At 70.4% G+C, this 12,086-nt stretch carries 12 protein-coding genes and 1 pseudogene; 7 read left to right on the top strand and 6 right to left on the bottom strand.

Going from position 1 to position 12,086, the window contains the following annotated elements; all coding sequences use genetic code 11:
- Positions 1 to 13: 13 nt before the first annotated feature.
- Positions 14 to 1,054, bottom strand: coding sequence for a Kelch repeat-containing protein (locus HNV26_RS09275; RefSeq protein WP_253816374.1), 1,041 nt, complete (start codon positions 1,052 to 1,054; stop codon positions 14 to 16).
- Positions 1,055 to 1,352: 298 nt separating this feature from the next.
- Entirely contained in the window at positions 1,353 to 1,880 is a 528-nt protein-coding gene (locus HNV26_RS38270) for a hypothetical protein (RefSeq protein ID WP_253816373.1), read from the bottom strand.
- Between the two features lie 51 nt (positions 1,881 to 1,931).
- Here HNV26_RS38270 and HNV26_RS09265 point away from each other — a divergent pair, with 51 nt between their 5' ends.
- On the top strand, positions 1,932 to 2,129 hold the full coding sequence (locus tag HNV26_RS09265) for a hypothetical protein (RefSeq protein ID WP_171444083.1): 198 nt from the start codon (positions 1,932 to 1,934) through the stop codon (positions 2,127 to 2,129).
- Positions 2,130 to 2,135: 6 nt separating this feature from the next.
- Here HNV26_RS09265 and HNV26_RS09260 read toward each other — a convergent pair whose 3' ends face one another.
- Positions 2,136 to 3,149 carry an ABC transporter ATP-binding protein gene (locus HNV26_RS09260; RefSeq protein ID WP_171444084.1) on the bottom strand — a complete coding sequence of 338 codons (1,014 nt, stop codon included), beginning with the start codon at positions 3,147 to 3,149 and terminating at the stop codon, positions 2,136 to 2,138.
- A 240-nt stretch (positions 3,150 to 3,389) separates the two neighbouring features.
- Between HNV26_RS09260 and HNV26_RS09255 the strand changes: the two genes are divergently transcribed.
- The 5 genes from HNV26_RS09255 (at position 3,390) to HNV26_RS09235 (ending at position 8,348) form a co-directional block, all read left to right on the top strand.
- On the top strand, positions 3,390 to 4,187 hold the full coding sequence (locus HNV26_RS09255; protein ID WP_171444085.1) for an ABC transporter ATP-binding protein: 798 nt from the start codon (positions 3,390 to 3,392) through the stop codon (positions 4,185 to 4,187).
- A gap of 70 nt (positions 4,188 to 4,257) precedes the next feature.
- Positions 4,258 to 5,031 carry a DUF3142 domain-containing protein gene (locus HNV26_RS09250; protein WP_171444086.1) on the top strand — a complete coding sequence of 258 codons (774 nt, stop codon included), beginning with the start codon at positions 4,258 to 4,260 and terminating at the stop codon, positions 5,029 to 5,031.
- A complete protein-coding gene (locus tag HNV26_RS09245) occupies positions 5,028 to 7,262 on the top strand; it encodes a hypothetical protein (protein WP_171444087.1) in 2,235 nt (744 codons plus the stop codon). The genes HNV26_RS09250 and HNV26_RS09245 overlap by 4 nt, the downstream gene beginning before the upstream one ends.
- A 91-nt stretch (positions 7,263 to 7,353) precedes the next feature.
- Positions 7,354 to 7,551 (top strand): hypothetical protein, encoded by a 198-nt coding sequence (locus HNV26_RS09240; RefSeq protein WP_171444088.1) that lies wholly within the window; start codon positions 7,354 to 7,356, stop codon positions 7,549 to 7,551.
- A gap of 44 nt (positions 7,552 to 7,595) precedes the next feature.
- On the top strand, positions 7,596 to 8,348 hold the full coding sequence (locus HNV26_RS09235) for a sterol desaturase family protein (protein ID WP_366816819.1): 753 nt from the start codon (positions 7,596 to 7,598) through the stop codon (positions 8,346 to 8,348).
- Positions 8,349 to 8,380: 32 nt separating this feature from the next.
- Here the strand turns inward: HNV26_RS09235 and HNV26_RS09230 are convergent, their stop codons facing one another.
- The 3 genes from HNV26_RS09230 to HNV26_RS38265 form a co-directional block, all read right to left on the bottom strand.
- On the bottom strand, positions 8,381 to 9,208 hold the full coding sequence (locus HNV26_RS09230; protein WP_171444090.1) for an alpha/beta fold hydrolase: 828 nt from the start codon (positions 9,206 to 9,208) through the stop codon (positions 8,381 to 8,383).
- 117 nt (positions 9,209 to 9,325) lie between these two features.
- The gene (locus HNV26_RS09225) at positions 9,326 to 10,567 is read right to left on the bottom strand and encodes an AAA family ATPase (RefSeq protein WP_171444091.1); all 1,242 of its coding nucleotides are present in this window, start codon (positions 10,565 to 10,567) and stop codon (positions 9,326 to 9,328) included.
- 34 nt (positions 10,568 to 10,601) lie between these two features.
- Complete coding sequence (locus HNV26_RS38265) at positions 10,602 to 11,051, bottom strand: SMI1/KNR4 family protein (RefSeq protein WP_253816372.1); 450 nt, start codon at positions 11,049 to 11,051, stop codon at positions 10,602 to 10,604.
- A gap of 630 nt (positions 11,052 to 11,681) precedes the next feature.
- On the opposite strand from HNV26_RS38265, the pseudogene HNV26_RS09215 reads away from it, so the two are divergent.
- A pseudogene (locus tag HNV26_RS09215) lies at positions 11,682 to 12,086 on the top strand (TolC family protein); the annotation flags it as partial.

The raw sequence follows: 12,086 nt of genomic DNA, 5'->3' as shown, positions 1-12,086 counted from the left end.
ACGGAGAGCTCCATCACGGCCTCGGCGCCCCCATCTCCCGCGCAACACACGGCACCACGCCACAAGCATCCGGGACATAGCGCTCGCTCTCGGACAGCATGCCCGCCGCCTCGTTGCCGCCGCCCATCACCAGCACCGCGCCATCTCCCAGCGCCAGGGCGCCCAGCTTCTCGCGCGGCTCGTCCAGCGCGGGCGCGGAAGACCACGTCTCCGTCTTCAAATCGAAGCGCTCCACCGACGCGAGCGCCCCCGTCGTGTAGTGCTCGCCGCCCATCATCAGCACCGCGCCATCCGGCAGCACCACCGTCGCATGATGCTCACGAGGCACATTGGGCGCGCCCACCAGGGTCCACACACCCGTCTCCGGCGAATACACCTCCGCCGTGGCCGCCGCGCGTGCCGTGGTTCCCCCCACCACCAACACGCGCCCATCCGGCAGCAACGTCACCGAGTGCGCCAGCCGGTGCGTGCCCGCCGCCCCACCGGGGAGTCCCGCCTTCTCCCAGAGTCCCGTCACCGGGTCATACAGCTCCGCCTGCAGGCCACTCACGAACAGGGCCTTGCCGTTGGCCAGCACCACCGCCGTCTGGGCCCCACCCCGTGAGAAGCCCGGAGGCGACGCGGCGCTCCACATCCCCGTCGCAGGATCGAACAGCTCCGCCGAGCGCAACGGCCGCTGGTCCACATCCGTCCCGCCCGCCACCAGCACGCGCCCATCCGCCAGCAGCACCGCGGCCGGGTCATTGCGCGCCACGCCCATGGGGCGAACCTCCGTCCACGTCCCGGTGGCCGGCGCATACACCTCCGCGTCCGCGAGCGCGCCCATCGCCACGCCGTTGGAGCCGCCCATCACCAGCACTCGGCCGTCCGCCAGCCGCACCGCGGCGTGGTTGCGTCGGCGCGTGTGCAGGGCCCCCGTCTCACGCCACCGGCCCGTCTCCGGCTCGAACACCTCGCAGCTCCCCAGCGTTCGGCTCCCGTCATGCCCGCCCGAGGCCAGCACACGCCCACCCTCCATCACCACGAAGGGCAGGAGCTTGCGGGGTGTGGACAAGAACAGCCCCTGCTCCGCCGCCCCGTTGTTTCCCCCGTCCTCCGCGCGCGGACCCGCGCTGCATGCGAACGCGAAAGCGAAGAGAATGACCGTGACACATGATGCCGAAAACCGTTGCATGACCCCACCTGGAATGCCCGTCGAAGCAGTCATGTCTAGACTGACCGTCTGACATTCCAGGGCGGCCCAACCTGAGTGATTCCCGACGCTTACCCGGCACTCAGGGCTTGTCCGGCGACCCTTCCAGAGCGGGCCAGAGCGAGCGTGCAACGCCTTGCGTCACTCGTTTTCTCGCGGCTCAAGACTCCACGTCGATATTCACGGGCTCGCGCTCCAGTCCGTTGGAATGGCGAGGTGGGAGCGCGCCGCCGTCGTCATCCACCTCCAGCGTGAGGAGTGGGTGGTCCGCGTTGACGAGGTAGACGTCATGGCCGCGGATGAAGTCCACGTCGGAGAACTCCACCAGGTAGTCGCGCCGGGGAATGGGCACCAGCCCCTGCTCCAGTTCGAAGTGCGTGTCTCCGATGCCCGCCACGCGCCCGATGACACGGCCCGTCGCCGTCCGCACGGTCATGCCTTCGTGTACGTCATCTGTCCGAATCATTCCGGCCTCCTCGCGCTCGGGTGCCCGGCCCGTCCGGGACTCCCAGACAACAGTGCGAGCGGGCGTGACGGGACGCACCTGCGACGGCGCACACGGTGGAGCGCTCGCGACGACGGCCCGCCGCTCCACCGCCGCGCGAACGCGGGGGCCGCCGAGCCGCATGTCCTGCCAGGAGAGCGCGAGGCGCCAGGCCGCCAGCCCTGGCGAACTCCGGGCAGGCATCGGGACCACATGGGCAGGTGCGTGCCTAACGTTCCAGGCAGGAGGTGCACCATGTTGCTGGAACTGTCCGCCGTGGAGGCGCGCGACGTGAAGCAAGCGCTGGACACAGCGCTGCGCGTGCTCTTGGAAGAGATGGCCCATGCGGACCCGCGCGCCCATCGCGACCTGCTGCGCGAGCGATATGAGCGGCTGGACCAACTCAACCGCCGGCTCGACATGAGCCTGGAGGGAGAACAGGTCTACGCCTGAGGCCCGCTACAGGGCCCGGCCCGACTTCGCGTCGAAGCGCCGCAGCTTCGCCGCGTCATACCGCAGCCACACCGGAGCGCCCGTGGGCACACGGAAGTCCCCGGCGGCGCGCGCCACCATGCGCTCCCCGGCCACGTCCACTGTCACCCAGCTCTCCGCGCCCATGAGCTCCACCAGGTACACGCGGCCCTCCAGCGCGCCTGGGGGCGGCGTGCCCTGCCCCACCTCCAGGTGCTCGGGGCGCAGCCCCAACACCACGTCCGCGTCCGGCAGCCCCAGCGTCCGGGGCCTCACCAGGTTGATGCGTGGCGCGCCGAAGAAGCCCGCCACGAACAGGTTCGCCGGCGCGTCGTACAGCTCGCGCGGTGGAGCCACCTGCTGCACCTCACCCTGGTTCATGACCACCACGCGGTCCGACAGCGTCATCGCCTCCGCCTGGTCGTGGGTGACGTAGACGAAGGTGGCCTTGAGCTGCTCGTGCAGCTTCTTGATTTCCCCCCGCATCTGCGTGCGCAACGCCGCGTCCAGGTTGGACAGCGGCTCGTCGAAGAGAAACACCTTGGGACGGCGGACCAGGGCGCGCCCCAATGCCACGCGCTGCCGCTGGCCTCCCGACAGCTCCTTCGGCTTGCGCGACAGCAGGCCCTCCAGCCCCAGCAGCGAGGCCACCTCGCGCACGCGCGCGTCGATGTCCGCCTTCGCCATCCCCGCCACCTTCAGCGGGAAGGCGAGGTTCCGCGCCACGTCCAGGTGCGGGTAGAGCGCGTAGCTCTGGAACACCATGGCGACGTCCCGCTCCCGCGGTGACATGTCGTTCACCACCGCGCCATCGATGCGCAGCGTGCCACCCGACGTCTCCTCCAGCCCGGCGATGAGGTTCAGCGTCGTGGACTTGCCGCAGCCCGACGGGCCCACCAGCGAGATGAACTCGCCGTCCGCGATGTCCAGGCTCACGCCCTTCACCGCGGCCACGCCGCCCCGGTACACCTTGCGCACGTCCTCCAGGGACACCGTCGCCAAACGCCTTGCCTCCCCGGCGCCCGGCCTCTGGACGCCTCATGTGTCATTCCCTCTCCCCCTCGGACCTCGAAGCATCGCGCCCTCCGCGCCCAGGGCAAGCCCCGTGGCGAGGGGCCGCCCCGCCTCTGACCGCCATTCCACACCGGGCTGGAAGCCGGGCGGCCGGGCGCCCCTTCCCCACGCCAGGCAGCCGCTTCTTGGAGGCGGAAGGCAGCGGACGCGCACTATGTTCGCGCGGCCATGAGTCCCTCGAGCCCACCGTCCTCCCGCAAGCTGGCCATCGAAGTGCGGGACCTCCACAAGTCCTTCGGGGACCAGCACGCGCTGCGGGGAGTGAACCTGGAAGTGCCCGAAGGCACCACCTGCGTGCTGATGGGCGTGTCCGGGTCGGGCAAGACGGTGCTGATGAAGCACATCATGGGCCTCTTGCGACCGGACCGGGGCACCGTCCTGGTGGATGGCGAGGACATCGCGCGGATGAACGAGGCCGCGCTCGACCAGATGCGCCGCAAGCAGGGCATCCTCTTCCAGGCGAACGCCCTCTTCGACTCGCTCACCGTGTTCGACAACGTGGCCTTCCCCCTGCGCGAGCGCACCCGCATGCCCGAGGCGGAAATCGCCGAGACGGTGAACAAGACGCTGGAGCGCGTGGGCCTGTCGCACGCGACGCAGCGCTTCCCCGGCGAGCTGTCCGGCGGCATGCAGAAGCGCGTGGGCTTCGCGCGCGCCACCATCCTCCAGCCGAAGATTCTCCTCTACGACGACCCCACCGCCGGACTGGATCCGCTCACCACCGCGGCCGTGAATGAAATCATCACCACCGGCAAGCAGCAGCTCGGCGCCACCTCGCTGGTGATTACGCCGGACGTGGCCTCCGCCTTTGGCATGGCGGACCACCTGGCCCTGATGCACGAAGGCCGCATCGTGGAGTACGGCCCGCCAGACGCCTTCCGTGAGTCAAAGCACCCCGCGGTGATGGCCTTCCTCCGCAACTGGCTCCGGCGCCGCGCCCAGAACAAGCGCGCGGCCCAGGCCTGAGGCGGCGCGCCCCCGGAACGCGCGTTGCAAACAGTCCGGTCCACCGCGCGAGTGCGGCCCGACGACCACGATGCTTCCCCCATCCCCTTCGCCCCTCGTGGCACCCCGGACACGGCGCGGCCTGCTGGCCACCCTCGCCGTGCTCCTGTCGTGCAGCACGCCCACGCCGCCGGAGCCTCCACAGGTGGTGCTCTGGGCCTGGGAGCGGCCGGAAGACCTCCGCTTCCTCGCGCGGACGGGGCGCCCGGTCACCGTGGCCTTCCTGCGCGCCACGCTCGCGCTCACGGAGACGGAGGTGCGCGAACACCCGCGCAGGCAGCCGCTCCACGTTCCGCCCGGGACACCCTTGAGGGCCACGGTGCGGATGGAGGCCCGTCCGGGCGCGTCGCTCGCGAAGTACCCGCCCGAGCGACTGCACGCGCTGGCGGACCGGCTCGCCACGCTGGCGCGCCTTCCGGAGCTGACGGCGCTCCAGATTGACTTCGATGCCCGCGCGTCCGAATACGACGCCTACGTCGCGCTGCTCCAGGCGCTCCGCCAGAAGCTGCCCCCATCAATGGCGCTGTCCATCACCGGCCTCGCCTCATGGTGCACGCCCGGAAGCTGGCTGACGCACGCGCCCGTGGACGAGGTGGTGCCTCAGCTCTTCCGCATGGGTCCGGAGGCCCCCACGTGGCGGGCCCGCTTCGCGCGCGGACTGCCCGCCCCTTGCCGGGGCAGCGTGGGGCTGGCGCTCGATGAGTGGCAGGCCGTGCCCCCTGGCGTCTCCACCCTCTATGTCTTCAACCCCCGCCCCTGGACGCCCGAGGCGTTCACGCGCGCGGTCGCGGAGCTCCATCCATGAAGAAGCTGCTCATCACCGTCACCAGCGGCCTCGCGTTCCTGCTCGCCCCCACCGAAGCGCGGGCATGTGCCTACGATTCCGCCGGGCCCGTGTTCGTCACCAGCAGCCATCCCGACTGGCCGCTCTCCACCTTCGCGTCCGGGCGGCTGGGCGTGGTGCACGGCTCGATGCGCACCGCCTACCTCGCGTTCGCCTATCGGACGATGATGGGCATTCCCACCACGCCCGAGGAGCAACAGCCCCTGGTGACGCGCTGGGAGCTCATGCACCAGGCGTTGCCGGAGCACATCTCCCTGACGCCCGGATTCCAGCGCTGGCTGGCGGTACGGAAGCAGGTGGCGCCTCAGCTCCCGGAAGCCTCGCCCGAACATTCCCGGCAGGTGAGCTATGCACAGGTCCCCCGCATCCAGGGTGACGCGTTCCAGCGCGCCGCGAACACCGCCACCGACCTGGCCCAGACGTGGAAGAAGCACCCCGCGCTGGTGGAGGAGTGGGTGCGCAACCAGGACGCCGTCTTCGGCCCCTGCACCATCCTGCCGGAGCCTGACCCGCGGCTGGATGAAGGCGTGAGCGCGCAGCACCAGGCCCGCCGGCGGGACGAGCGCGCCTATCAGGAGGCGGCCTCGCGCTTCTACTGCGACGACTATCCCGGCGCCTTGTCCTCGTTCCAGAAGCTCGCTGCGTCGCAGGAATCGCCCTACCGGGCGCTCGCCGCCTACCTCGTGGCGCGTACCCACGTCCGGCAGGCGCTGATGGAGAAGAAGGGTGAGTATCACTTCGAGTCGCGGGAAGACGCCGTCTTCCTCTCGCGGCTGGGCGAGGCGGACCGGGTGCTCGATGCCGTGCTCGCCTCTCCGGAGCTGCGGAGCGTCCATGCGCCCGCGCGCGGCTTGCGGAGCCTGGTGCGCTACCGGCTGCGACCCAAGACCTGGCACTGTGAGCTGCTGTCGCACGTGCTCGAACCCGGGACGGGCACCGCCCTCACCTCGGAGCTGGGCGACCTCGACCTGATGTTGCGGGAAGCGAGCACCTGCGAGGGCCTCCCCGCGCCCGCCGAGGCGCTCCAGGCGTGGCTCCACGCCATGAAGGACACGCCCTACAGCGCGGCGCCCGATGCGGAGCGCCGCGCGCAATACGACGGAGCCCTGGCCCGCTGGAAGAAGACCGCGCACATGCCGTGGCTCGTCGCCGCGCTGGTCAAGGCGACGCCAGACGCTCCGGGCGTACCGGAGCTGCTCTCCGCCTCCGCGAAGGTCGCGCCCACGTCTCCCGCCGGCCTGACGGTGGCGTACCATGCCGCGCGGCTCCTGCACGGCCGAGGCGAGGTGGAGGCGGCGCGGGCGCGGCTCGCGACGGTGCCCGCCGAGCTGACTCGGGACCTTCCCTCCACGGACAACCTGCTGCGCGAGGAGCGGCTCGCGGTGGCCAGAGACGTGGACGAGGCCATGCGGGAAGCCGTCAACATCGTCGCCGACTATGAAATGAGCAGCAGCTACTCCGAGCCCTACACCACGCCGCTGGCCGAACGGCCCCAGTTCTTCAGCCCGCGTGCCGTGGCCATGCTGGAGCCCCGGCTGACGGCGAAGCGCATGGGTGAGCTGGCGGCGGGGGACATCCTGCCTCCCGCCCTTCGGCGGCAGCTCATGTGGACCGCCTTCGCGCGCGCCACCGTCGCGGGTGACGACGCGACGATTCAGGCCGTGGCGAAGCGCCTGGCGGAGACGGAGCCCAAGGCGAAGGCGGAGCTGCTGGCGCTCGCCGGCAAGCCCACGCCCGAAGAGCGTCAATTCGAGGCCCAACTGCTCCTCATGGGACTGCCCGTCGTCTCCGCGCGGCTCTACCCGGGCCAGGACCGGCTGGCGAACACCCATCCGAGCCTCAGCCTCACCATGGACATCTCCTACCAGCGCAACTGGTGGTGCGGCCTGAAGCCAGACGCGAGCGTGCCCTCCGTACACTTCGAGGACACGCCCGACGCACCGGACGCGGCGCGGGAGTGGAAGGCCCTCCAGGACGCGGGCAACTCGGTGCCCTACTTCGCCCGCGTCGCCATCGCCTGGGCCCAGGCCCACCCGGAGGACCCGCGCTCGCCCATCGCCCTGTTCCGCGCGGTCCGCGCCAGCAAGCGCGGCTGCGGACAGGCCACGCGCGAGGCACGGGAGGCCTTCCGCTATCTCCACAAGCACTATGGCAAGACGAGCTGGGCGAAGCGCACGCCCTACGTGTACTGACGTCCCGCCTGCAGCACGCACCGGGTGGACTGCCAGATGCGGTCGGGCTGAGAACCTGTGTGGTGTAGCCTCCCGGACAACGGGAGTGCGCATGTCCATGCAATCACAAGGCAGCAAGGTTCTTCGTACGGTGACGGTGGTCCTCGCGGTCCTCCTGCTGGGTTTCGTGGTGGCGACGGCGGCAGGAACCTTCTTCGGTGGGACCAAGATCCGCCCGCTGTTCGGCATGCCGGAGGGCGGCCTGCACGCCCTCGACGCCGGTGACGCGGCGCCCCCGGCCACGCCGTGATGAGCCTGGAGGTCCTAGGCGGGGGAGCCGCGATTTCCTTCGGAGTGCTCGCGTGCGTCTTCTGGCCCTTGGAGAAGGCCTGGGCCGCGCGCCCCGGACAGCCGCTGCTGCGCCCTGCCTTCCGCACCGACCTCGCCTACTTCGTGGCGCAGTACCTGGTGCTCGCGCCGCTGGCCTTGCTGATGCTGAGCCATGTGCAGGCGCTCTTGCACCTGGACCTGCTGTCGGGGCTCCAGGCCACCGTGGCACGCCAGCCCTGGTGGCTCCAGGCACTTGAAGCGGTGGTGCTCTGCGACCTGCTCGTCTACGGCTTCCACCGACTGTCACACCAGGTGGACTTCCTCTGGCGCTTCCACGCCGTCCACCACTCCGCCGAGCACCTCGACTGGCTCGCCGCGCACCGCGAGCACCCCGTGGACGGACTGCTCACGCAGTTGGTGGTGAACCTCCCCGCGATGATGATGGGCTTTCCGCTCGAGACGCTGGCGATGCTCATCGCCTTCCGCGGGCTGTGGGCCATCTTCATCCACGCCAACGTCCGGCTGCCGCTGGGGCCGCTGGGCTTCCTCTTCGGCGCGCCCGAACTGCACCACTGGCACCACGCGCGCGAACGGCACACGCGGCACAACTTCGGCAACCTCGCGCCGTGGACGGATTGGCTCTTCGGCACCTACCACCGGCCCACCGGGCCCGAGCAGTATCCGCTCGGGCTCGTGGAGCCGTTTCCCCGGCGCTTCTGGGCCCAGCTCCTCTCGCCCGTGACGCGGGCGACTGACAGCAGGAATACGCCACGCTGAGCTGGCATTTCGTTCCCGCTGGCGGCAGTCCGTCACACCGCCCTGGAGGTCCGCGTCTCGGATTGCGCGTCCAGGAATGTTCCCAAGGTGGCATTGACGAGCGCGGGCTCCTCCACGGTGGAGGAGTGCCCTCCGCGCGGCAGGGTCACCAGGCGTGAGCCGGGGATGAGCCGGTGCAGGCGCTGCGCCTTGGCGGGGACAGTGGCCGTGTCCTCGGCGCCGACGACGACGAGCGTGGGCACGCGAATGTGTGGGATTTCGTGGGCCACGCCGCGCCGTTCGATGACGCCGTTGACGGCGCGCCAGATGTCGCGGCGGTTCTCCATGAGGCGCGTGCGCCAGCGGCTGCGCTCCTCGGCCCGGTTGGGGTCCGTCATGAAGCTGCGGCCGAACATGATGCGCATCACCGGGTCCGCCACCGGGCGCAGGCCCGCCAGGCGCGCGGTGAGGTTGAGCAGCGTGTAGCGCGGCACGTTGTGAAGGGGCTCCGGGTCTGCGGACGTCTCCATCAGCACCAGCGAGCGCAGCAGGTCCGGCCGCCGCGCGGCGATGCGCATGCCGACGAAGCCGCCCATGGACAGGCCCACGAAGTGACAGGGCCCTACGCCCAGCCGCTCGATGAGCGCCACCGCGTCCAGGTACACCGTCTCCATGTCGATGACGCGCGCCGGAGGCACGGCGCTCTGGCCCTGGCCCCGGTGGTCATAGGCGATGCATCGGTAACGTCCGCACAGCGCTTCCACCTGCGGATCGAAGAGGCGACTGCTCCACAGCAGGCCGTGGCTGAACACGACGGGCACGCCCGTGCCACCCGAATCCTCGTAGTACAGCTCCGTTCCGTTGACGGTCAGCATCGGCATGCGCGGCACCCTCCCCGGCTGGTGAGGATAGGCGAGCCACACGCACGGACGGGTACACCTCTTCGCGGAGCCGTTGGCCGGCTGACGTCCCGCGGCCCTCGGGGCCCACGCGACTGGCTACCAGAGACCCTTGGCTTGAAGCAGCTCGCCCACGCGGCGGGGCTCGGCGCGCCAGGCGGTGAAGAAGTCCCCGGCTGCGTCGGGGGACAGGTTCTCCCAGACGAGTTGGCCGGTGTCCTCCTCGCGGCGGCAACGCACGAAGGTGGAGCGCACCTGCTCGGGCGAGTCGAAGGTGAGACTGTCGAGCAGCTCCGGACTCTGGCTGGTGAGCAGGGCCTGCCGGGGTTCAAGCTGTTCGAGGATGGCGCGGACCTGCCGGGGGTGGAAGGCGTGCGCGACCTCATCCGCGATGACGACGGCGCGGGCGTGGGCCAGGTAGTGAAGGAAGGCCACCAGGCGCTTCTGTCCGTAGCCGAGCTGACGGGCGGAGAGGCGCTGGCCGGCGGCGGTGACGAAGCAGAGGTCCAGGTTTCCCAGGGACATCGTTTCGTATTTGCCCTGGGGTTGGGTCTCCAACAGGGACAGGAGCGCCTCCGCGGACGCGAAGCCGAGGAGCCGGGCGGCGTCACGGAGGAAGGGGACGTTCTCCGAGGACAACACGTAGCGGGAGGCACCCCACTGCGCGGCGGCGACCTTGCGCAGGCCGTCGAGCAGGTCCTCCGAAGCCACGCCCGTGCCCGTGGCGAGCACGCCCTCCGTTCGGCGGGAGAGCCGCAGCTCGGCGCGCCAGAGCTGGTCGAAGTGGGCGAGCCCCTCGTCGAAGCGGCGGAGGTCGGCCTGCGCGGAGACCTCGCGCGCCATGGCGAGCATCGGCTCGACGGCGGCGGTGCCCTCGCCCGTCTTCTCCACCCAGGCGATGCCGCCCGACATCAAAACGAGCCAGAGCCGGCCACCGACTTCGGGGGCGATGCGCTCATGCACGACGTCCGTGGTGTCGTCCTCGCGGGAGACGCGGAGCTGCTGGCCCTCGCGGTGGATGACCAACGGCCAGGCCATGTCGCGCGGGGCCACGGTGATGTCCATGGACAGGCCGCTCGTGCCCTCCGCGCCCGAGGGCACGTTGCGCACGCGCACAGTGATGCGGCCGGTGTCCGCGGCCAGCGCATATTCGAGATCGAACGCCTCATGCCGCAGCGGCGTGAAGTCCGAGCTGACCACGGCGGCAGCGAGGTCCAGCAGCGTGGACTTCCCGGTGCCGTTCTCTCCGAGCAGCACGTTGAGGGACGGGCTGAAGAGCAACCGCGTCCCGGGCTTCACGGAGCGGAACTGGTGGACCTGGAGCCACTGGAGCTTGAGCATCAGCCGGAAGACTGGCTCCCCAGGCGCGTCAGCGTCAACTCGCGCCGCACGGCGGCACGGCCTCCTGGGACTCCCAGATGGGCCGGCGCTTGTCCACCCACGCGAACACCTTGTTGGACCAGAAGCTGGCCATCGTCAGCGTCACGCAGTCGCCCGTATCGACATGGACGATGTCCCACTGGTCCGCGACATTCCGGCTCCGGGTGTCGAAGCCCAGCCGATGCTTGCCGTCGAACGTGGCGAAATGCACGAAGCCGCCCACCGGCACCCACTGTGCACAGGGCAGGACGCTCAGCGCGGGCTCCCGCACGACGAGTCCATCATGCGCGCGCAAGAAGAGCTCGACCTGGAATGGAAGCGGTCCGCCAAGCCGCGCCGAGAGCGCCTGGAGGGCCTCGGTTGAAGCGGGTGGGTGGAAGACCACCTCCAGCCCACGAGAGGCGCTTCGCTTGTCGAGGGCACGGCGAAACTCTTCCACTCTCATTCCGACTCCATGGTGGCGGAGGAAGGACGCAAGGCTACGCCATCCATGAGGGTCCCGTGATGCAGCGACACGGGGCGGCGCCCTGTCCAGCGCCTTGGCATCCGCATGCGTGACCCACCATCGCCGTGCGAGCGCACCTGAGCGGTTCGACGCTCACCCACGTCGAAGGCCTGAACCTCCTGGAGTCCGAGCTGCGCGCCTGGTCGGCGGGCGCGGGCGTATTGAAGGCACTGGCCTTCCTGGGCCCCTCGTTCGACATGACCGCCAACCTCGACTGCGAGCACGTCAACGCGCGAGGCTTCGCAGGCGTGCTGGCCCCAGCGCCGCTTTCGGCCGGCCACAGGCCCCTCTCGCGCCCAGCCTCCCGAGAACGGACGCACGCACCCTCACGAAGATGCTGCGCTTCGACTACGACTGGGACGCGGAGCTCTGAGCTGTTGTCCAAGCTCGCGCATTCGCATCACCCCTGGAGGCCGTGCATGACAGCAGCCCTGCCCCAGGGGCTGCATGTCATGCCCTTCTCCATGCACTGACACACAGCCCCGTCCCTTATTCTGTCCACCAGACGCAGGGCAGCCCCGTCGGCCGTGGTGGCTGGGCAACGCGCTTCCTACCTGTGCGCGCGCTCCCATGAATGCCCTGCTGCTCGCAGTCCTGCTGTCCCACACCTCCAGCCTCCTGCTGGCCCAGGCGGGCCCAGGCACCGACGCGGGCGTGGAGCCCCCCGCGGCTCGCGCTCCCGCCCTCTCCCCGGAGACACCCGAGCCACCGCGGTTCCCGGTGTCCGACCCGCTGCTGGAGCCCGTTCCCCCGGCCGACATGCAGGTGGCGACCTGGGAGGAGGCGCTGCACCTGCTGCGTCAACGCTCCACCCGCCTGTACACCGCGCTGGCCCAGGTGGAGTCCGCGGCGGGCGTGCAGCGAGTCGCCCTGGCCGCGTTGCTGCCCACCCTCACCGGCACCGTCTCCGTCCAGTACAACGTGCTCAACCCCGACGCGACGCCGCTGCTGGGCGGTGGCGGAGGAGGCGGCGGC

This window comes from Myxococcus xanthus (assembly GCF_013116825.1).
In the GTDB taxonomy this organism is placed as follows: domain Bacteria; phylum Myxococcota; class Myxococcia; order Myxococcales; family Myxococcaceae; genus Myxococcus; species Myxococcus xanthus_B.
The sequence above is the reverse complement of the archived record's forward strand: the minus strand, read 5'-3'. Positions and strand labels throughout refer to the sequence as shown.

Coding starts and splice junctions, on each gene's coding strand:
- HNV26_RS38270 (WP_253816373.1), bottom strand. CDS start 1,880: ATGCCTGCCCGGAGTTCGCCAGGGCTGGCGGCCTGGCGCCTCGCGCTC.
- HNV26_RS09265 (WP_171444083.1), top strand. CDS start 1,932: ATGTTGCTGGAACTGTCCGCCGTGGAGGCGCGCGACGTGAAGCAAGCG.
- HNV26_RS09255 (WP_171444085.1), top strand. CDS start 3,390: ATGAGTCCCTCGAGCCCACCGTCCTCCCGCAAGCTGGCCATCGAAGTG.
- HNV26_RS09250 (WP_171444086.1), top strand. CDS start 4,258: ATGCTTCCCCCATCCCCTTCGCCCCTCGTGGCACCCCGGACACGGCGC.
- HNV26_RS09245 (WP_171444087.1), top strand. CDS start 5,028: ATGAAGAAGCTGCTCATCACCGTCACCAGCGGCCTCGCGTTCCTGCTC.
- HNV26_RS09240 (WP_171444088.1), top strand. CDS start 7,354: ATGTCCATGCAATCACAAGGCAGCAAGGTTCTTCGTACGGTGACGGTG.
- HNV26_RS09230 (WP_171444090.1), bottom strand. CDS start 9,208: ATGCCGATGCTGACCGTCAACGGAACGGAGCTGTACTACGAGGATTCG.
- HNV26_RS09225 (WP_171444091.1), bottom strand. CDS start 10,567: ATGCTCAAGCTCCAGTGGCTCCAGGTCCACCAGTTCCGCTCCGTGAAG.
- HNV26_RS38265 (WP_253816372.1), bottom strand. CDS start 11,051: ATGAGAGTGGAAGAGTTTCGCCGTGCCCTCGACAAGCGAAGCGCCTCT.